This window comes from Candidatus Auribacterota bacterium (assembly GCA_026392035.1).
Classification (GTDB): domain Bacteria; phylum Auribacterota; class Tritonobacteria; order UBA1439; family UBA1439; genus JAPLCX01.
In genome coordinates, this window is sequence record JAPLCX010000078.1 from 33627 (window position 1) to 55045 (window position 21419).

General features: G+C 56.8%; 16 protein-coding genes. 2 read left to right on the forward strand and 14 right to left on the reverse strand.

The features are described 5' to 3' along the window. Positions 1-318: 318 nt before the first annotated feature. Together NTX71_08110 and NTX71_08115 are read right to left on the reverse strand one after the other, a co-directional pair. On the reverse strand, positions 319-840 hold the full coding sequence (locus NTX71_08110; GenBank protein MCX6339867.1) for a DUF4416 family protein: 522 nt from the start codon (positions 838-840) through the stop codon (positions 319-321). Positions 841-903: 63 nt separating this feature from the next. Then, positions 904-2058, reverse strand: coding sequence for a family 10 glycosylhydrolase (locus NTX71_08115; GenBank protein MCX6339868.1), 1155 nt, complete (start codon positions 2056-2058; stop codon positions 904-906). Between the two features lie 748 nt (positions 2059-2806). On the opposite strand from NTX71_08115, the gene NTX71_08120 reads away from it, so the two are divergent. Beyond that, positions 2807-6739, forward strand: coding sequence for a PQQ-binding-like beta-propeller repeat protein (locus NTX71_08120; GenBank protein MCX6339869.1), 3933 nt, complete (start codon positions 2807-2809; stop codon positions 6737-6739). A 396-nt stretch (positions 6740-7135) separates the two neighbouring features. After that, positions 7136-9073, forward strand: a complete 1938-nt coding sequence (locus NTX71_08125) for a peptidyl-prolyl cis-trans isomerase (GenBank protein ID MCX6339870.1) — start codon at positions 7136-7138, stop codon at positions 9071-9073. A 386-nt stretch (positions 9074-9459) separates the two neighbouring features. On the opposite strand, the gene NTX71_08130 is transcribed toward NTX71_08125, so the two are convergent. The 12 genes from NTX71_08130 to NTX71_08185 form a co-directional block, all read right to left on the reverse strand. Beyond that, positions 9460-10368, reverse strand: coding sequence for a hypothetical protein (locus NTX71_08130; protein MCX6339871.1), 909 nt, complete (start codon positions 10366-10368; stop codon positions 9460-9462). 316 nt (positions 10369-10684) lie between these two features. After that, entirely contained in the window at positions 10685-11935 is a 1251-nt protein-coding gene (locus NTX71_08135; GenBank protein ID MCX6339872.1) for a serine hydroxymethyltransferase, read from the reverse strand. A 17-nt stretch (positions 11936-11952) separates the two neighbouring features. Further along, positions 11953-12393 carry a ribose 5-phosphate isomerase B gene (rpiB, locus tag NTX71_08140; protein MCX6339873.1) on the reverse strand — a complete coding sequence of 147 codons (441 nt, stop codon included), beginning with the start codon at positions 12391-12393 and terminating at the stop codon, positions 11953-11955. A gap of 64 nt (positions 12394-12457) precedes the next feature. Next, complete coding sequence (locus NTX71_08145) at positions 12458-13093, reverse strand: L-threonylcarbamoyladenylate synthase (GenBank protein MCX6339874.1); 636 nt, start codon at positions 13091-13093, stop codon at positions 12458-12460. Between the two features lie 191 nt (positions 13094-13284). Continuing rightward, on the reverse strand, positions 13285-14850 hold the full coding sequence (purH, locus tag NTX71_08150) for a bifunctional phosphoribosylaminoimidazolecarboxamide formyltransferase/IMP cyclohydrolase (GenBank protein ID MCX6339875.1): 1566 nt from the start codon (positions 14848-14850) through the stop codon (positions 13285-13287). Positions 14851-14865: 15 nt separating this feature from the next. Next, complete coding sequence (locus NTX71_08155; protein ID MCX6339876.1) at positions 14866-15045, reverse strand: hypothetical protein; 180 nt, start codon at positions 15043-15045, stop codon at positions 14866-14868. Positions 15046-15232: 187 nt separating this feature from the next. After that, positions 15233-17239, reverse strand: coding sequence for a S8 family serine peptidase (locus NTX71_08160; GenBank protein MCX6339877.1), 2007 nt, complete (start codon positions 17237-17239; stop codon positions 15233-15235). Positions 17240-17461: 222 nt separating this feature from the next. Beyond that, the gene (locus NTX71_08165) at positions 17462-17665 is read right to left on the reverse strand and encodes a hypothetical protein (protein ID MCX6339878.1); all 204 of its coding nucleotides are present in this window, start codon (positions 17663-17665) and stop codon (positions 17462-17464) included. Between the two features lie 212 nt (positions 17666-17877). Then, positions 17878-18369, reverse strand: coding sequence for a GNAT family N-acetyltransferase (locus NTX71_08170; protein ID MCX6339879.1), 492 nt, complete (start codon positions 18367-18369; stop codon positions 17878-17880). A 115-nt stretch (positions 18370-18484) separates the two neighbouring features. Next, positions 18485-18688 carry a hypothetical protein gene (locus NTX71_08175; protein MCX6339880.1) on the reverse strand — a complete coding sequence of 68 codons (204 nt, stop codon included), beginning with the start codon at positions 18686-18688 and terminating at the stop codon, positions 18485-18487. Positions 18689-18836: 148 nt separating this feature from the next. Next, positions 18837-19253 carry a hypothetical protein gene (locus NTX71_08180; protein ID MCX6339881.1) on the reverse strand — a complete coding sequence of 139 codons (417 nt, stop codon included), beginning with the start codon at positions 19251-19253 and terminating at the stop codon, positions 18837-18839. Between the two features lie 52 nt (positions 19254-19305). After that, entirely contained in the window at positions 19306-21021 is a 1716-nt protein-coding gene (locus tag NTX71_08185; protein MCX6339882.1) for a PQQ-binding-like beta-propeller repeat protein, read from the reverse strand. Positions 21022-21419 lie beyond the last annotated feature (398 nt).

Sequence of the window (21419 nt, forward strand, 5' to 3'; positions counted from 1 at the left end):
CACGGAGGACACAGAGATTGACGTGTGACACAGATTCACACAGATAGACACAGATGAACGCAGATTATTCAGTGGTAAAAAGATCATCATGCAGTTTGAAAAACTTTCTCAAATGAAAAAGTTTTGCACACTTGTAATACAGATCCTGCCGGCAGGCAGAGATACACACAGATTAATCTCTTTCCAGAAACCAGAAACTAGAAACTGTTGTTGCTGTTGTAACAATCTCCGTGATCTCCGAGGCCCTCCGTGGTCCCTGCCCGTCCCTGTCTGCCGACAGGCAGGCGGCAGGCGGGTCCGTGGTGAAAATGTTGTATTTTACTGCGCCTTTGCTTTGTAATCCGCTCTGACGCTATTGAAGAAAGTAATGGCGGCGGCCGTCCGGTAATCCGGGTATGTCCACGGCCATGGATGGTAACTCCCCTTTTCATACCACAGCATCGGCTGGGCGTAAATCCCCCCCCCGAGATATGTGCGGCAGGTCGCGTCCTTTGTCGAGGCGACGACGAGCTTGCTCAAATCGAGGTAGCCGGGGTCAACGTTCGCCCTCCTCCTGCCCCCGACAGAGAGGCACGCCTCGAGCTCATTGCTCATCACCTTGGCCTCCCGCAACGTATCCGGGCGGACCGGCGCGCCGAAGGCGACAAACTGCCTCTTCAGGTGAGGGCCGATCTCGCGCTCGTAGTAATTGGTGAAATCAAAATCGAACAGCTCGCTCCTGTGCGCCACGGCCCCCCAGAGCTTTTCGACCTCTCCTATGAGATCTTCCATCGCCGGAGCGCCGGGGGCGAGCAGCCCCGCCACGAGTATGACATTGCCTTTTTCGACTACCTTACCCATAGATTTCGCCGCGGATGGAACTAGATTTAGTTGCGCCCTATGGCCGCACTGTGCCCTCAGTGGTTACAACTTCGATCCGAATGCCCGCTTCCCGAGGTAAGAAAAAATCCCCGGATGCTTCGTCATATTGTCATACGAAAAGAGCGCCACGCCGCCCGCGCCCAGGCTGCGGCAGTCCTTTATCTGCGCGAGGAGGGCGCCGGGGGAATCGAGCAGCTTGTAGGCCCCCAGGCCAATGATGACCCTGTCTTTCGCAACGGGCGCGGCGTTCAGGAGTGACTCGGTATTCTTCTTCGCGACGCTTCTGGCGCTGCTATAGTTCATTGGCACGGCGAAGTCAATGAGCTTCTCGCGGAGCCAGCGGGGCCAGTCCTGAAACGTGAGGGAGCGATACTTTTTCTCATCAGCTACTGCTGCGACAGATAACTTTTTACCCCGCCTGTGCACAACCACCGCGGCCTCCCTGACAAATTCGCTCACCTGGTCCCGCCGCCACTCGTCCCAGAGGGCGCGCTGTGAGGCAGTGCATCCGAGAGGGTTCACCCCGTAAATCTTTTTAAACCTCGCGATACTCGTCCGGCCATACCCGAAACCCACTTTCCCCTTCTCGTCGTAGGGAAAGCGCGTGTAGTCGAGATGGATACCGTCAATGTCAGGATACTGTTCAAGGATTTCTTCTATGATGGAAATGAGATAGTTCCTCACCCTCGGGTCGCCCGGATCAAGCCAGTAGCCCCCGTCGGGGAGGGATGCTTTGGTGTAGTCGAGGAGCGAACGCCCCCTGTTGTCACAGGTAACTGCCGTCCTCCCCAGCTTACGAATGATCTTCGCATCAGCGTTTCCCCACACCCGGAACATGTTGACCCACGCATGCACCTGTATGCCTTTCGTGTGTGCAAGGTCAATTGCAATCTGCAGAGGGCTTGTTTTCTCTTTTGTGTAGAATTCATGGTAGGGAGCAGGATCAGCGAGTTTCGACTGGTACCAGGCTTTGTTGCCGCGATATACCTGTACGAAAACCGTGTTGAATCCGGCGATCCCCACACGATTGACCATCTCCTCAATCGTGCCACGGTTGGAAAGAGTGGAATTGATCCCCTCGCACTCCGCCCAGATTCCGCGGACTTCGTTGCGTCCCTTGCTGCCGCTCAGGCCCAGCGGCAATGCACCTTGGATGCCCAGGAGTGCGATCACGGCACACTCAGTGAGGGAAGGCATATCTTGTGGTCCTCTTAACCCGAATTATTCATCTCCCCAATTGCAGGGGTTCCCTGCCTACCGGCAGGCAGGGATTTATCGAACCCGCCATAGAAACGGGTCGCGCGTTTTACATGGCAAGCTTGATATTTGCCCGCCTATGGCGGGGGGGAGGTTAGGGGTTGAACTACTGTTAAAAGCTCAAGGCCGAAAGTTGAAAGTCGATATACCTTACGCTTCGAACTTTAAACTTCTGCCTGCGGTCAAGATACCCCGGTCAGAACCTCACACCCGGACTCAAGTTTGGCTGGTTCTCCCATGGCTCAGGCCGCGCCCAGGGGATGGAAGATCCCCCCTCCGGCGTCGAGCAACCTGAAAGGATTGCCAGTAAAGTCGCAAGGCATATGATACTCAGGACCAATCGAACGTGGCACATTATGTCACTATCCTATCGCCATTATCTTAACGTGTTATTGTAATACCCCTCCACTCAGAAATCAACTAATTCTGCCTCTCCAGAAATTGCGCATAACCGATTACAACCTTCACCAACCGGGCGCGCGTCAATCAGAAATGGCAATCTTGCGATATCTGAAAACGAGAATGCGGACAAGATTCCTGAATATCGAAGAATGAGCTTTGCCAAAACGCCGAAAATTGTACTATCGTTAGTAAAGGTAGCAAAGGCTTCTGCGGAATGGTATATTTGAGGTATTCGATCAGGCGGAGGATGCATGGCAGCGAGGTTGCTTTTGTAAGAAAGGGCAAAATGAAGAGGGTGTTTTTTTATTCGCTTATTTCTTCTCTGGTCTTGATTGCGGGTATCGCCTCCGCCCAGGAGCTACAGATCTGGTGCGTGTGGGCCAACGGCCACTCGGGGATCGGCACCGTGATCAAGGGGCCGGGGACGGGCGGGAAGGTCGTCCTCTTCGACGAGGGCGGTGGTGCTGACTGGGCGGCCTACGCGAAGGACCTTTGTACTTCCGTGGGGATCAGCAACGTCGACTACTGCGTCGCTACCCACTACGACAGGGACCACATTTACGGCATCGACGATTTCGTCTCGGACATGGGTGGGCAATCCCACTTTGGCACATACTATGACCGTGGCGGCAGCTATGACTATGATGGTGATGCCATCGACGCGAACTACATAGTCACCGTTTCTGGGAAGAGGGCGACCGTCATGGTCAACCCTGCATCGGACATTGACCTCGGCAACGGCGCGATCCTCCGCTTCCTCACCGTCGGCGCGCCGGACGATCCCGGCCCGACGAACACCCTCTACGTCAGGGGCAGGCCGGATGTCACCAGCGGCATGAGCGAGAACGACAAGTCCATCACCTGCCTGGTGACCTACGGCGGGTTTGACATGTACCTTGGGGGCGACGCCGAGGGGACGGACGAGGGGCAAGTCGCCCTTGTGAAAGGCGACCTCGGTCGCCACGTGGACGTGATGCTCGTGGACCATCATGGTTCAGATACCAACGGCATCAGCTCTCCGACGTTCCTCGGCAGCATGGACCCGGAAATCGCCGTCATCTCCGTCTGGTCCAACTCCTATGGCCATCCCAGGGAAACGACCGTAGAGAATTTCACCGCGGTGGTGGATTCAGGCGTCATGAGCATCATCCGCCTGTATCCGGGCGATAGCGGCGGCACGGGCTGGGCCCCCGAGACGCCGAGTCCTCCGCGCTTCACCACCAACCGCCACGCGTACATTCATACGGATGGCAGCACCTATTCCGTCGAGGCGGTGCTGCCGGGCAGCACCCCCACGCCGCTTATCACCGGTCATCTGACGGACGACCCGGGCCTCGCACCCACACCAACACCGAGGCCAGAGGATCTGTGGCCCATGTTCCACAACGATGCCCTTCATGCGGGAAAGAGCACCCTCTCGGGACCGCGCGCCCCTGTGTTTGTCTGGAGCTATGTCTCCGCCGATGACATCAATTCGTCCCCCGCGCTGAGCGGGACCAGTTCAGTCTACATAGGCTCCCGAGACCGTAATCTTTACGTCATCGATTCCCCCGGCAACCTGCTGTGGAGCTACGAGATCTACGAGGGCGCCTACACCGCTCCCCTCTCTTCATCCGCCGCGGTGAGCACCCAAACGGTGTACATCGGCTCGGATGACAACGTGCTCTACGCGCTGCGGCAGGACGACGGGTTGCTGCTCTGGAGCTACGGGACGGGGGGCGACATCTCCTCCTCGCCGACTTTCGATCCAACCTCCACGGTTTATGTGGGTTCTGAAGACAGCCGGCTCTACAGTCTCAACTCTGTTGGTTCTCTGTTGTGGAGTTACGAGGCCTCCGAGCCTATCGCTTCGTCGCCTGCGATAAGCACCGACACGGTGTACGTTTGTTCTGATGACAACCGTCTCTACAGCGTAACCAATCTCACCGGTGTGCTCTCATGGAGCTATGTAACCGGAGATAAGATATCCTCCTCACCTGCGGTGAGCGGGACAGAGACGGTCTATATCGGTGCACGGGACAACACCCTGTATAGCATCAGCTCCGCGGGAGCGCTGGTGTGGAGCTACGGGATGGCGGGGGATATTCTCTCCACGGCGGCATTGAGCACCGACAAAGTCTGTGTCGGTTCATATGACAATGTGCTCTACGCGCTGTGGCAGAGCGGGGGACTGTCCTGGAGTTACGAGACGGCGGACGACATCGACTCTTCTCCCGCGGCGGACGCGGTGGATGCGGTGTGTGTGGGGTCTGGAGATGGCATTTTCTACAGCGTTGACTCGCTCGGGAGGCTCCAGTGGAGTTACGAGACGACAGCGCCGATACGCTCATCGGTCGCGATAGGCACCGACACGGTGTACATCGGCTCCCAGGACAATGTCCTGTATGTCATTGCCGAGGCAACGTCCACCCCCACACCGACGAGCACACCCACACCGACAAAAACACCGACAAACACACCGACAATAACGCCCACGAGAACCCCGACTCGAACTCCCACGGCGACGCCGACGATCACACCCACGCCGACAGAAACACCGACCTGGGATCCGAGTATTCCGACATATACCCCCACCGAGACCCCCACGATCACCGCGACCCCGACCATAACACCCACACCCTATGCGGACTGGCCGATGTTTCGTCATGATGCGAGGCATACCGGGCTGAGTAATTATGAGGGGCCGTCCATACCAGTATTCGCATGGAGCTATGTGACCGAGAGTTCGGTGGATTCTTCTCCCGCGATCGGTGCCACAGGGGAAGTTTATATCGGCTCTGGTTGGGGTGGCAATAATCTCTACGCGATGAATTTTGACGGCGTGCTCAACTGGAGCTATAAGACTGGGAGTGAGATATATTCCTCTCCCGCGATCGGCAGTGACGGGAGGGTGTATGTCGGCTCCGGTTATTATGACAAGAATCTCTACGCATTTAACCAGAACGGCGTGCTCAACTGGAGCTATAAGACTGGGAGTCAGATATATTCCTCTCCCGCGCGGGGCAGTGACGGGAGGGTGTATGTCGGCTCTGCCTGGGGTGATAATAATCTCTACGCATTTAACCCGAACGGCGCGCTCAACTGGAGCTATAGGACTGGTGCTGCTGTATATTTCTCCTCTCCCGCGCGGGGCAGTGACGGGAGGGTGTATGTCGGCTCTGAGGATTATAGATTCTACGCGATTAATTCTGACGGCGCGTTCAACTGGAGCTATCGGACTGGGAGTTATATAGAGTCCTCTCCCGCCCTGGGGAGTGACGGGAGAGTATACGTCGGCTCTGAGGATTATAGATTCTACGCGATTAATTCTGACGGCGCGCTCAACTGGAGCTATAAGACTGGGAGTGAGATATATTCCTCTCCCGCGATCGGCGCCACAGGGGAAGTTTATGTCGGCTCTGGGGATTATAGATTCTACGCGATTAATTCTGACGGCGTGCTCAACTGGAGCTATAAGACTGGGAGTGAGATATATTCCTCTCCCGCGCGGGGCAGTGACGGGAGGGTGTATGTCGGCTCTGCCTGGGGTGATAATAATCTCTACGCATTTAACCCGAACGGCGCGCTCAACTGGAGCTATACGACTGGTGCTGCTATATATTTCTCCTCACCCGCGATGGGGAGCGACGGGAGGGTGTATATTGGCTCTGGGGATAGCGCTCTCTATTGTATCGAGCAACCGCCGACCGAGACACCTACACGAACACCCACTCCGACAAAGACGCCGACGATCACGCCGACAGCTACGAACACTCCGCTCCCCATGCCAACGGCCACTCCCACCCGGACCCCCACTGCTGCCCCAACAAGTACGCCCACGCATACAGCATCACCGCTGCCGACGCCCACTCCGTCCGGCCTCGTGGTCACGCTCAACAAGCAGATTGCTTCGCCAGGGATGGTGGTGGTTGCCCGCGCGAAGATCCCCCCGGTCCCCCCGAGCAATCCCGTAGATGCCTATATTCTCGTGCGCTATCCCTCGGGACAAATCTACTCCGTGATGTTCGACGGCGCTGTCATGAAAGGTGTTTTCCCCTGCGCAACGGGAGTGCGCACGCTGGGCAATGGATGGTCGGGCGACCTTTTCAGCCACAGGGTATGCAGGGAGGCGATGGAAGGCATCTACACCGTGGGGCTCATTCTGATGCCAGAAGGAATGCCGATGAGTCTCTGCAAAGCCGTCACTTACAACCTGATGAATGTCACTATAGTGAAGTAGTTATAAATGCTGCTTCTCTGCCGATTGGTTTCTTCGCCCTCTCCAATCCCGCAAGACTGCGCAATCCTCCGGCTCTGTGTCCCCCGATAATGCTCAGGATCTGCATCGGGCTACATTTATCGCGACCATCACACTGAAACCACCAACCAGAAATACCCGATAGCGCGGGAATACACGTAATGAGTGGGGAGGTCATATAGTTTTTGTTTTTGGAATTGCGTTCATCCGCGCACATCCGCGGCTAAACTTGTGTTCAGTGAATTCAGTGTCCCTGCCCGCCGGCAGGCAGGTCTGTGGTGAAAATTACTCTCTTCTGCTTTTCCCCCTTGCGCCGATTGCAAATGGGCTTATAATATGTAGATTCGCCATAGGCATACCTGAAAGAAAGGCGCTCACATGCTCTCGTTCTTCCGCCGCAGGATGAAGCTCATCCTCTGGATTCTCGTCGTCGTCGTCATTGTCACCTTCATTCCCTGGGGGGTCGGGGTTCGCATGCGGTTCCGCGGCGAGAAACGCCTCAGCGCCGCCGGCGAGCTCTTCGGCAAAACCGTGTCCCGCCCCGACTTCGACGACGCCTGCATGGCCATACGCACGGACAGCCTCCTGCGCCGCGTGCAGATGAACGACGCCGAGATCAGTCAGCGCGCCTGGGAACGACTCCTCATGCTCACACAGGCGCGCAGGGAGGGTATCTCTGTCTCCGACAGGGAGCTTGCCCGCGCGATACGGGCGCAGTTCGGCGGCGAGGGAAGTTTCGACCAGCGGGTGTACGAGAATATCCTCAGAAACATGGGGCTAACCCCCGACGTATACGAAGGGTGGACACGGGAATCCTTGATGATCGCTCGACTCATTGAACTGGTCCGCCTGACGGCCTGGATGCCCGATGAAGAGCTGGAGCGCCGCCGCCGCGAAGAGGAGAGCAGGCTCACCATCAGATACGTCCTCGATGGGATCGGAGAGGCCGAGAAGGGCGTTACGGTCGGCGATGAAGAAATAAAAAAATATTATGATGCCCATATGGGAGAATTCAAATTGCCGCCCACGGTGAGCGCACGCTACCTCCTCATCCCCTCCGGCAGCGCCGGGGAGAAAGCCGCCGTGACCGAGGAGCAGATCACGCAGTACTACAACGATCACCCCCGTGAGTTCGCGCACGAGAAGCGCGTCAGGGCGCGCCACATCCTGCTCAAGATAGAAGGGAAGGACAGGGATACGGCGGAAGCGGCCGCGCGGAAGCTGGCGGATGAGATCAGCGCGAACCTCAAGAAGGGGACGGACTTCGCCGCGCTCGCCCGTAAATATTCACAGGATGAAAAGACAAAGAAAAAGGGCGGAGACCTCGGCTACGTGGAGTCACGTGAGATGCCCAAGGCGTTCTCGGACAAGGCATTCGCCATGAAGGAGGGGGAGACCAGCGACGTCGTCAAAACCCCTATGGGATTCCACATCATCAAAGTAGAAGGCATCCAGGAGGCGGGGACAAAGCCGCTTGATGAGGTCAAAGGAGATATCAAGGCACTTTTGGAACGAGATCAGAAGGAACGCGCACAGGAAGAGACAAAGCGCGCGGCGTACGCCCGGGCAGTGGATATCTCGCTCGCGCTCGTTGACAATCCCAAATTAGATGACCTCGCAAAGAAATATTCACTCGAAATCAAGGAGACGGGGCCTTTCACTGAAAACGGCACGGCGAAGGGAATCCCGGCCGGAGGAGAATTCGCCAGGGCGGCATTCAAAACAGATATTGGTTCATTCAGCGACATAGTCGAAATCCCCGATAAGGGCTACTGCATCATCGTCCCGAAAGAGAAAACGGAGGAAAAAACCCAGCCATTCGAGGAGGCGCGCGCGGAAATCGCCAAGAAGCTCAGGGAGCAGAAGGCAAAGGCCAAGGCCAACGAACTCGCCGCTGCGCAGCGTGCGCAGGTCGAAAAGCGGATGAAGGACGAAAAGCTCGACTTCGCCTCCGCCTGCAAGGCCCTCTCGATAAAGGCCGAGGAGAGCACATCGTTCACGCCGAGAGGATTCATCCCCGGAATCGGATTTGAGCCACAGCTCTGCGCCGCCGCTTCCAAACTAAAGGTGGGGGAACTCAGCGCGGTCTTTGATATCGCAAAGGGGAGCTGCTTCTTCTCACTGATGAAACGGGAGGAGCCCCCCGCCCAAGATAAGACTCTGGGAGCCGAGGGGTTCGCCCGGCGCGCCATGAACAGGGAAGGGGGCAAAATTGTGGGTGAGTGGAGCAAGTGGGTCCACGATCAGGCCAAGATGGTTGACTACACCTCGGCGGCTGCCCGATCGTCTGAGAAACCCGAAGAGTCTGAAGAGTAACCGAGGGCGAGCATCTCCTCCCGAATCTAACTTCAACAGAATAAACAAATTAACTTATAACCACAGATAAACACAGATGTGAAAATGGTTATTGGTTTCTAACCTGATCTATTCACCAACCGCTGATAGTGTGGCTACCTGCTTTTAACGTTTTCTATCCACGGATTACACTGATTGTAAACACAGCAAAAGGTTGAAAGTATAAAGTTCAAAGTGTAAGTGCATCCTTTTGCTTTCAGCTTTAAGCTTCAGGCTGTTTTTACATCCGTGGAAATCAGTGAAATCAGTGGATGCAACCTTATTTTACTAGAATCCGCTCAATCCCTGCCTACCGGCAGGCAGGCGCAGACTCCGCGGTTACTTACTGCTTGTTATGGGCCACCGTACTAATTACCTGTCTTCGGTGCCGGCGTGGCAACCTCTTCCTTGGAAACCGTCCTCGTCACGCGGTCAACGAAGAACGCGCTCCGCAATCCCTTGGGCGTCTCCTTCACCCTGATCCTGCCATAGATCTGTACCTTGGCCCCGAGCGGAACGCTCTTGAAACCCTCAGCGTTCGACTCGCTCTTCGAAACATAGCAGGGCATCTGCATCCCTTTCACGGCGAACTTGATCACTTTCTCAGGCGTCAGGCCCGCGGCCTTCTCGCCCTCGCTGAAATTCTCATCGAAGCCGCCGTACGCCCCCTCGAACCAGATCGACCGTTCAACGAGTTTCTCCGGCTCACCCGTGATCGCTTCGGGAGAGACCTGCTGGTAGTGTTCCTCCGCGAGGTTCTTCCCCTCGGCGAACATATCCTCGGGAGAATCTTGCCTCCCCCATCCTTTTTCAATCTTTATGACGTTGAAGTAATACTCGCTCTGTAGCGGCCCGTAGACATACACTCGCTCCTCCCACGACCTCCCGCCGGTATACTTTCCGCGCACCGTCTCCATCGTCCGCTTCTCGTAGACCTTCTGGAGATTGCCTGTAATCCTGATGAGCTCACCCCTCATGCACCCCCCCAGCGCGTCTTCAAGCGATGGGCTCCTCGGGGCGATGCAGGGATAGGGGCATTGCCCGAGCTTGAATTTAAGGTATCGGTCGGGCGTGAGATAGTTCTGGATCTCGATTCGGCTGAATGGATCAACGATCTTTCCAAACGTGTCCTCAAGGGCGACCGGCTGCTCGAGATAGCGCTCCGGTGAGGCATTGAACAGCTGGAACTTCTGCCCGGTGATCGTCTCATCGGCCCTCACCATGAGCGAGCTCACACATACAAGGGCGACTGCGAGCACCAACGCATTCCTCTTCATACCGACCTCCTCTGTTAAAATGACAGACACCCAAGAGCGAATGACAAATACCAAATGACAAATACCAAAAATCAAATGACAGAGACAAAACAGCTCAAACCGGCACTCATACTACCATACTTTTAATCACTAGAGATTGAAAATTCAATGTAAGGCCTCAGTCACAGAGGAAATAAGGAGGATATCCACCGATTTCACGGATTTTATTGAAAAAATTTTGTGGCTGTTCTGTTAATCCGTGCTCATCCGTGTCAATCCGTGGATAAAAATCACTATTTACATAGATTCATTACCCACAGTAACCGACCATTATTATTCAATAGGGGAGTGCGAACGTGGCGCACAGGGCGGCAACCTCGCCCTTCACCGACGCGATCACACGCTCATCGCCCGTATCGCGCACCACACGCGCAATCATGTGGGCGATGAGCTTCATCTCTTCTTCTCTCATGCCGCGCGTCGTCACCGCGGGCGTTCCGAGGCGGATGCCGCTGGTGACGAACGGCTTCTGCCGGTCGAATGGAATCATGTTCTTATTGACTGTTATCCCCGCGGCGTGGAGCGCCAGCGCGGCGTCTTTCCCCGTGATGCCCTGCGGCGTCAGATCAACGAGCATGAGGTGGTTATCCGTTCCCCCCGAGACGAGCCTGAACCCCTGTGCCGCGAGCTCGCCTGCGAGCGCGGCGGCGTTCCTGATGATCCGCTTCTGATAGGCGATAAATTCCTCCCCCTGCGCCTCCCTGAGCGCGACTGCCTTCGCGGCGATCACGTGCATGAGGGGGCCGCCCTGCATGCCGGGGAAGACAGCCTTGTCGAGCTCTTTCGCAAACTTCTGCCGGCAGAGGATGAGGCCGCCGCGTGGCCCGCGGAGCGTCTTGTGGGTTGTGGTGGTCACAAAATCGGCGTGGGGGACCGGCGACGGATGACACCCCGCCGCCACGAGCCCCGCGACATGGGCCATGTCAACCATGAGGAGACACCCCGCCCCTCGCGCGATGTGAGCGAAGCGCTCGTAGTCAATGAGCCTGGGGTACGCGCTCGCGCCCGCGATGATCAGCTTCGGTTTCGCATGCGCGGCCTTCCGCTCGACATCCTCATAGTCAATGAGCTCTGTGTCGCGGCGCACGCCGTAGGAAAATACCTTGTAGAGCTTGCCGGAAAAGTTGACCGGGCTCCCCATGGAGAGATGCCCTCCGTGGGCGAGATCCATGGAGAGAATCGCATCGCCCGGAGAGAGGATGGTGAAATAGACGGCCATGTTGGCCTGGGTGCCTGAGTGAGGCTGGACATTGGCGTGCTCTGCGTGAAAAAGCTCGCGCGCCCGCGCGATTGCCAGCTCCTCGACCCGGTCCACGTTCTCGCACCCGTCGTAGTAGCGCCTGGCGGGGTAACCCTCGGCGTACTTGTTGGTCATTACCGATCCGGTCGCCTCGAGCACCGCGGGACTCGTAAAATTCTCCGAGGCGATGAGCTCTATCTCCGACGACTGCCTCTGCATCTCCCGCTCGATCGCGCTGCACACCTCCGGATCAGTTGTTTTTAGATGGTTCAGATGCAATTTTGTCATTTGAATTTTGTCATTTGTCATTTCTTTTCCAGTCTCTTTATTTTTTCCACGCGCCTCCCGTGCCGGCCGCCCTCGAATGCGGTGCGCAGCCAGACATCCAGGATGCGGCACGCGCGCGCCGGCGGCGTGCGGCCCCCGGAGAGCACGAGCACGTTCGCATCATTATGCCGTCTGCTCAATTCGGCCATCTCCTCATCGAGGCAGAGCGCTGCGCGCACGCCTGCTATCTTGTTGCCCACCATGCTCATGCCGATTCCGCTCCTGCAGATGAGCACCCCGCTCCCGCACTTCCCTGTCGCGACCGCGCGGGCCGCAGGGGCGCCGTAGTCAGGATAGTCCACTGCATCAGCCCTGTCACAGCCCAGGTCATCCACCTCATGGCCCAGGGACATGAGGTACTTTTTTACCGCTTCTTTCAACTCATAGCCGCCGTGATCAGAGCCCAGTGAGATTCTCATAAAAGCGACCGTTTCCCATTCCCATTCCTTCGCCGCAACATATCCCCTGAGGGACCGTCGTTCCTCAGTCCGCCCCACACGCGCACCCGAGGAACGCCTCCAACTCATCCCTCGTGACAACCCCCTCGCGGACAAGGCGCGGCGCCGGCCCGCTCAGATCGACGATGGTGGACTCCCCCCGGCAACGCGTCACCCCTCCCTTCAAAACGATGTCAGCGAGGCCGTCCATCGCCATCACCGCTTCTCCTCCACTCATCGGGGAGGCGCCGCCGCTCCTGTTTGCGCTCGTGGCGACGACCGGGACCCCGGATGTCTCGATCAACGCGAGGGCATTCTCTTCATCAGGGAACCTGAATCCCACGCGCCCCCCGCCCACGTACCGCGCCAGGAGTATGGTGAGAGGGCCCGGCCAGAAGCGCTCCATTACCCTCTCGGCAATTAGGGCGACCTCAACATCGTACCTGAGCATCCCCAGCCTCGAGGAGAGGTAGCACGCGAGGGGCTTGTTCCACGGACGGCCCTTGATCTCGTAGAGACGCTTCACCGCCGATCTGTCCGATGCGTTGCACCCGGCGCCATACACCGTCTCGGTCGGGAATACGACGATCTTTCCCTCCGCGAGCGCCCGCGCGGCCTGTTCGATACGGCTGCGATCTTCGGGCCCTCCGGTGAGCTCAAGTATCTTTGTCCGAACCATCATATTTTTCACCACAGACCTGCCTGCCGGCAGGCAGGGGCACGGAGCGCACAGAGTGGAGGAAAAACCCTTCAGTGTCTTCAGCGGATTCAGTGGTAAAAACTCTTAACCACTGAAGACACTGAAACCACTGAAAATCTATTATGTTTCTCCGTGTCCTCCGTGTCTCCGTGGTGGATCTTTTTAGCGGGTAGTTAATGTTTGAAACATCTCATCCCCGTGAATACCATCGCCACTCCCAGCTCGTTACAGGCGGCGATAATCTCTCCATCCATTTTCGAACCGCCCGGCTGCACGATTGTTTTGACGCCGGCGCGGGCGAGCTCATCAATCGCATCCCTGAACGTGAAGAATCCGTCAGACGCGGCGACGCATCCCTCGACCGGTTTTTTCGCCTTATAGACGGCGAGCCTGGCCGCATCCACGCGGCTCATCTGTCCAGCCCCTATCCCCACCGTTTCTTCTTCGGAAGCGATCACGATCGCGTTGGAGCGCACGTGTTTCACCACCGTCCACGCAAAAAACACCGCTGCGGCCTCCGCGGCTGAGGGCTTCGCCTCTGTCACCTGGGTGATATCCCCCAGCCCGATGGTACCGAGATCCCGCTCCTGGAGGAGCATGCCCCCGGTGATCGAGCGCATCTCGCGCCCGCCCGCCCTCGTGCCCCCCCCGCTCAGCCACGCGGAAAAAGACGGCACCTCGAGAATGCGAAGATTCCTTTTCGCCTTCAGGGCCTCAAGGGCGGCGCCAGTGAAGGCGGGGGCAATCACACATTCAATAAACGACGCGGAGAGCTCCGCGGCGACGTCCTCGTCCACCGCCGCGTTGAACCCGGCGATCCCCCCGTAGGCCGACTCCTGATCAGTTGCCCTCGCCCTCCGGTACGCCTCAACCGGCGCATCGGCCACGGCAACGCCGCACGGGTTCGCATGCTTGACAATGGCGCACGCGGGTCTGCGAAACTCTTTCACAATCTCAAATGCGGTGTCCAGATCAATGTAATTATTGAACGAGAGCGCCTTTCCGCTCAAAAGAACACTCTCCACCACCGATGGCTCACCGCACTCCATGGCCCTGTACACGGCCGCGCGCTGGTGCGGATTCTCACCGTAGCGCAACTCGCCGATCTTATTGAGATCGAGTCTGAGCTCCACCGGCATCACATCGGCAGCGGGCGCAACGAACGCGTAGAGCGTGCGGTGATAGACGGCATCGCAACAGGCAACAGCCTCCAGGGCCTCACGGGCGAGGCGCGCCCGCAACCCTTCTGGAATGATGCCCGCGCCGCGCGCGAGCTCGTCAAGGACAAGCGTGTATCTGGCGGGATTACAGACGACGATCACATCGCGGAAATTCTTGGCTGCGGCGCGCAGGAGGGCATGCCCGCCTATGTCCATCGTATCCATGAACTCGCTCAGATCGGTCACCCCCTCTCCCTGCGCCATGGTGAGGTTGACCGCCACCAGATCAATGTAGTCCCAGCCGAGATGTTCCATCTCGAGCCGGTGAGCCTCGCTCTCTCGCGACGCGAGGATTCCGGCGTGAATTTTCGGATGGAGCGTTTTTACCCGCCCGCCCAGCGCCTCGGCCTGACCCGTGAACGCTGCCACATCGGTCACGGGGATTCCCGCCTTGCGCAACTGCTCCGCAGTTCCGCCTGTTGATATGATTCTGATACCCAGGTTGCTGAGGCCGCGGGCGAAATCCGCTACCCCCTTCTTGTCATGAACGCTGATAAGGGCACAGCGCGCCTGACGCATATGTCCTTCCCCTCCTCACTTCGAAGGCCCAGTCAGGCGAGAGCGACCATCGTCCGTAAAGAGGGTATCCGTGAAGAGGATGCCCTCCGCGGTTTGTCCCTGGTTCTTGACCACCGACTTTCCCAACCTCCCCACCCTGCACCCGCAGCAAGACACTGCCCACGCGAGCAGGCACACAATCGCAAGATTCCTCATCGTGTTTCGTCTCCTCCCCCACCCAGACACAACAAGAACGCCCTCATTGTATAACGATTGTACTCCATTGTAAACCAGGTTACAGATACCCACACGCGATCAGATCTGCGATTGGTAATCTGCTCGTGGTTCTAGAATCGACAACTGCCGGATTGCCTCGGGGAAGGCAAGGGTCCTGTGGGGAGCCCTACGGCAGCACATCCACAGTCGCCGATGAGGGATTGTGGATCCAGCTCGAAGCATTGCGGGGATCACCCCCGGGCGTGACAATGGCTGCGTAAATCGTATAGCGGCCGGGAGCCATATTCGCCAGGAGCACACCGGGGATGAGGGACCCTTTCATATCAACCGCGGCCATTCCTTTCACAAAAGGAGATTGCGCCGCCGCCACACGGTGCTCTGCCGTGATGAATTTCGCAGGTCCAATGGGCGGTATCACTACCAGGTAGGCGGTTCCGTAATTTGTGCTCATATCCGACCCCTGGAGGAGTGAGAAGTTTAACGACAACGTGTTCCCGCGCCGGAGCGACGGGGGATTTGCTGAAATGGCGAGCTGGGGATGCCTCGTCCTCCCCGTGAGCGCCGCGTAGGCATTGATCCTCCCGCTGCCGTACCAGATGCTCTGCCCCGCCAGGTTGTACCGCGCGCCCTGAAGATCAACGCGGTCAGCAGTGCTCCTCAGCCGCTGCATCACCTCTGCCCTGGTGAGGTCAGGCTCGCTCGAAAGGAGGAGCGCTGCGATCCCGGCAGCCAAGGGAGCGGCGGATGAGGTGCCGCCAAACTCACTGGTATAGTTCCCCGCCGCATCTCCAAACAGAGGCCCTCCCTGGTTGTAACCCTCCACACCCATATAATCGGTCGTCCAGATACCGGAGGTCCTTCCTCCATTCGATGGCGCGCACAGGTCAAGTTCGGGACCATAGTCGCTGTAGTACGCCTTCCGCCCCTGGTCGGTGCACGCCCCGACCGCCATGACCTTTTCATAAGACGCGTAGCCGTCATAGCCAACAGGTTCATTCCCGTTTCCAGCGGCCCAGGATATGACACAGCCCTTCCCGCCGCGCCCGCTGTCGGCGGCGTAGTCAATGGCCTCCCTCACGATGTCCGGGAGCGGATAGATCATTTCGTCCCCCAGTATAAAGGGATTGCCGTCGGGCGGGCCCCAGCTGTTAGAGATGATCCAGGCGCCGTTGTCCACAGCGAAGCGTATGGCGCTCGCATCCTGCTCATCGCTCGTTGGCCCCGCGACCAGGCGTATCGGCATAATCCGGCAGGCTGGCGCGATTCCCGTTACGCCGATTCCGTTATTCCCATTTGCGGCCGCCACGCCGATCACTGCCGTCCCATGGCAATCCTCATTTTCGGCCACTGCGGTGGGATCGGCGTCATTATCGTAGAAATCATAGCCGGGGACAAACTTGTCACCCTGGAGGTCCTCATGGGTGAAATCCACCCCATCGTCAATGACCGCGATGATCACCTCCGGGCTGCCACGCGTCAGATCCCAGGCGGCGGTCGCCTGTACATCCTGCCCCGGGAGCGCTCCGCCCTGCCCCACGCTGAGGAGGTGCCACTGGTAAACACTATAGGGGTCGTTCGGGATGAAGCGTTTCTTCTTCTGCGAGATAAAGTTCGGATGGGCAAATACCGCGTCCCCGTTCTCAACGTACGCATTCGCAAGGTCGAGCGCAGCCAACTCCTTCGTCGCCTCAGCCCTGAGAACAAAGGTGCGAGGCGACACCTTCCTGAGAATGACGGCTCCATAGCGCCTGTTGATCCTCTCTATCTCATCCTTCCCAAGATCGGGTGGGAAACACACGATAAACTCATCCGTCACCACGAGGGGCTCGCCGCCGCCATAATCAAAAACGGGATTCACGAAGGAACGCGGGCGAGTCGCCGTGGCACGGGCCGCGAGCGCGTCTCGCGCCTCGCGCGACCCTACAATCCGGACGGCATGCCTCTCCCATCCATTGAGCTGTGAACGCGCGCGATCCACGGTAGCAGCACGACCGCTGCCTGCGATCGGCGCGCGCACGACCCAGACGTTCTCGAGGCGCGTGAGCGGATGTTTTCCACCGGAGGAGTAGAAATAATCGCCCGCGGCGCACGTCGCGCAGTGCAGGAAAATGATCTGTGCCCCTAGGAAGAGAGGCAAGAAATACGGGAGATACGCCCTGTGTTTATCGTACATTGTAATAATATTATAGCACATTATGCGAATTTTTCAAGCGAAAAGCCGTTGCCGGGTAAAGACCCTCACAGGGGAGGGATCCCCCCTTACGGGGCTGCGGCTGAAGTCCCGGCTACGTGATACGATGGTTAAACGTGCGCACATTTTAATACATGACAGAAAAAGAGAGGACCGCCCTCGTGGAGCAGTCCTCCATCAATTTTCCGGTTCTGATGCAGCGCCTTATTTCAGATAATTTTTATTTGCACCAGGCTTTTTCGTGAAACGGCATTTCGCCTCCACGCACTCCTCGGTCATGTTGAGACACTCGATGGGGTGCCAATTGACGTTCGGGTTCCCGCTTTCTCGGATACCTTCATAGTTCACTTTCACATCCTGATTCTTGAATGTGCACATCTTCTTATGGAATCTCTGCACAACCTGCATGGTCTGTCTCTCCCTTCCCGGGACCAGCGAGCCATGGCACCCATGCCGCGCTGCCCCTCAGTGACTCACCGATGCACCGGTCTCGAGTGCCGCGCCTCGTACTTGACACAGATGCAACCGGTGCTCCAAGCACCATACTACCATACGCACTCGCATGATGCATCAGTGCACCTTCCTCACGATAGGGCGGGCACGCCCCACGAACTATCCTCTCAGCCAGATGGCGCGGGTGGCACGAGTGCCTTTTTCATCGGATAGGCTTTTATGACATCAAGGAAAAGGAATGGTTCTCCGTCCGCGCAGTAACCATTTCTTTTATAAAATGGGACTGCGGTGGCGGTGCTCCCGAGCTTGAGCTCCCTCAAGCCAAGGCGCGCCGCTTCCCTCTCGAGGGCGAGGAGGAGGGTCTTCCCCACTCCCCTATGGAGCACCTCCGGAAGGACATAGCACGCGAGGATATCGCCCCTGCGGTGCAACCCTCCCAGCCCAACGATCTTGCCTGACGCCTCGGTGGCAATGAGGCACACGATATCCCTGTCAGCGAGCAGCGCGCGCACCCGCTCGACGGTCTTCGTTGAGCACCATCTGTCGAGCAACTCCCGGTCGTTCCCGTAGTCGGGCCCGCAGATCTCACTGATCGAGCGCAGCCAGACCGCTCGCATCTGCTCCGCATCATCAGGCCCCGCAACCCTCAGGAAAAACATCCCGGTAATCTCCCGTATATGTAACGTATAGATAGTGCTGAAAGTTCAAAAACGTCTTCGAGTATTTTCGCTTTGTATATAACCACTTGTCTTCAGGAAAGCATATTCCCCACGGTTATAGCCCTTCCTCAATCTTTATCTCATTCGTCCGGCCTAATTGTTCCAGTATTTGAATCAGGTGGCGATATACTTCGGCATTGCTTTCGCTTAATCCCCGCTGGACTGCCAGAAAGGCCTCAGCATTTCCTCTATAGCGCGAGTTCTCGAGGAGGTCCAACTCCTGATACTCGCCCCTGGCCGCGACAAACAGCTCGAGCATCAGCGCTTCATCTGCCGGGCTTTGAAACGTGCTCCATATTCGTCCAATAATCAGCGGTCTCGCCCTTGCGTCTGACTTTCAAAAGACCGCTGAATATCGCCGTGTCCGTTGTGAAGACTTCCTCGCCCGCGCTGAAGGTTGTACACCGTCAAGATACAACGCCCTCAGCTAGTGCGCGATTGAACGTATCACGGTCTCCGTCTCGTGCATATCCGAGTAGCTTCGAGTAGTAGTCCTTGGTGATGCTCCTGCCGGATGCTGATGTGGCTTTAGGATGCTGGGAATCAAGAAGCCCGCAACTGTTAATTCCAGCTTGCTGACGATCTTTTTCTTTTGCTTCTACATCCCTATCCCAATCCCAACGATTTATCTTTTTTATCTGTTTCCATGGTATCTCCTTGCGTGTCTTGCCATTCCAGAGGATTATAACACTATCATCTGACTCCTTGATAATCTTACCGTTATAGTTAAAATTTCTGGTAAAGACAGTGTCAGCAAGGGCGAAACTAGCCATTAGGGATAATCCGAGAATAGATAAGAACGCTCCCATTAGTGCTGGTTTCATGCTCTGTATCCTCCAGAGGGAGCCATGCTCTTGATACTCGCCAGGATGAGCCTCACAGTTTCGTAGTTATAGTCACTGTCCCCTGCCATAAGCAACCCGGGATTGCGTTTTGTAATCTGGGCTGCGCCGCGGCGGGAACAAGTCCCACGATGAAAAGATATTGCCCGGTCAATCCGCTGGGGACATAGACTGCATATAGTCTCCGCTGGAATGGTTCCCAAAGGCCCGGTACATCCTTATAAAGAGGTATCAAACCTGTCCGCAGAAAGCGCGGATTTTCGAGGTTGAACGAGTAAATCTGTCCCCCTGGGGCGATTATCACCCCGTAAGTATCAAAAGTGTCAAGCAGCGGCTGTACTATCACGTCAATCGTAAAAAGCTCCCCCGGCGATGGCGTAGTGCTGTTCAAAATCACGACTAGGAGCGGCGTCGGAGTTACCGTTGGTGTTCTGGTCGGAGTAATTGTCAGGGTTATAATCGGCGTCGGCGTGCACGTAGGTGTTGTCGTCGGAGTATTCGTAATCGTCGGCATATCTGTAGGCGTCATCGTCGGCGTTGGAGTCTCCATCGGTGTCTCTGTCGGAGTTTCTGTCACCGTTGGCGTCTCCGTAGGCGTCGGCGTGATCGTCGGAGTAGGCGTGCATGTTGCAGTAGGTCCCTGCTCGATGCAATACAAATTATAACCAGAGCCAACATAGATACACCCATCACTTCCGAGTGTGGGTGAGGAAGACATGTCTCCCCCGGCCGGATAAATCCAGCTGAGTGTACCATTTGAATTAAGAGCATATAGATTATAGTCATGAGAGCCGACATATACCATCCCGTCACTCCCCAACGCGGGAGAGGAATTTACACCATCCTGGGCCCGATAGCTCCAGTTGAGCGCGCCGTCCGAGCCAAACGCATAAAGTTTATTGTCAACAGAGCCTACGTATACCATCCCGTCACTCCCCAACGCGGGAGAGGAATACACCTCATCTTGCGTCCGATAGCTCCAATTGAGCGCGCCGTCCGAGCTAAACGCATAAAGTTTAGAGTCATAAGAACCAATATACACCCCCCCATCACTTCCAAGTGCGGGAGAGGAGTATACATAACCACCAGTCGGATACGTTCTGGCGAGTGTGCCGTTTGAGTTAAACGCATAGAGATACCAGTAATAAGCAGAGCCGATATACGCTCTCCCGTCACTCCCGATCGCGGGGGAGGAATACACAGACATATAATATGCAATCCGATAGCTCCAGTTGAACGCGCCGTCCGAGCTAAACGCGTAGAGATTATTATCCCAAGAGCCGACATACACCCTCCCGTCACTATCCAGTGCGGGGGAGGATATAACCCAATCTCCCGTCCTATAACTCCATGCGAGGCCTCCGGCTGAGCTGAAGGAGTAGAACTCATCATCAGCGAAGCTGACATATATCCTCCCATCTCTCCCCAACGCGGTAGAGGAGAGCACACCGCCACCAGTCCGATAGCTCCAGTTGAGCGCGCCGTTAGAATTAACCGCGTAGAGATTATTGTCACCCCCAACATACACCCTCCCGTCACTCCCAAGCGCGGGGGAGGAACCGCCTCCCGTCTCATAACTCCACGCGAGTCTGGGTATTGACAGCCCCGCGTATTCGCTCTGGCCTGTGTGCCGTGCATCGTGGTGAAACATCGGCCAGGGGGAATTGGCGAGCTGGGCGTAAGGTGCTGGGATGAGGAGGCAGAGCAGGATGAATGTTTGACTAACACCGCTAAGAATCCTGCATTTCATAACTCTCCCTCATGGTCTCTGCATCACGAATTCCATGTTGCCCGGGTCCACAAGGTGACGGCCATGTCAGATTGCTAGATCCATCTTTGCTGGTGTTACCCGTAATGTCTGGTGAATCCGGCAGAAGTTATAATACATAAAATAGAGAGCAACGGGAAGTGCCTGTTATATCGGCCAGCAGATATACAGTTTCTTTATAACATTCTGAACCGTAGCAAATATGGCGGGCATGACGCCTGCCCGCCGAAGTCCCGCTCAGCAGCCATTTTTGGGGGTCAGTTTATTGGACTTCGGCCCCCGAAAAGGCGGAGGTCAACGTTTATTTGAAGCGGAAGTCAAGTTTGTAATCATAGAGCCAAGGGACTTTGGGATTGACGCCCTGCTGCTGCAATTTTTTG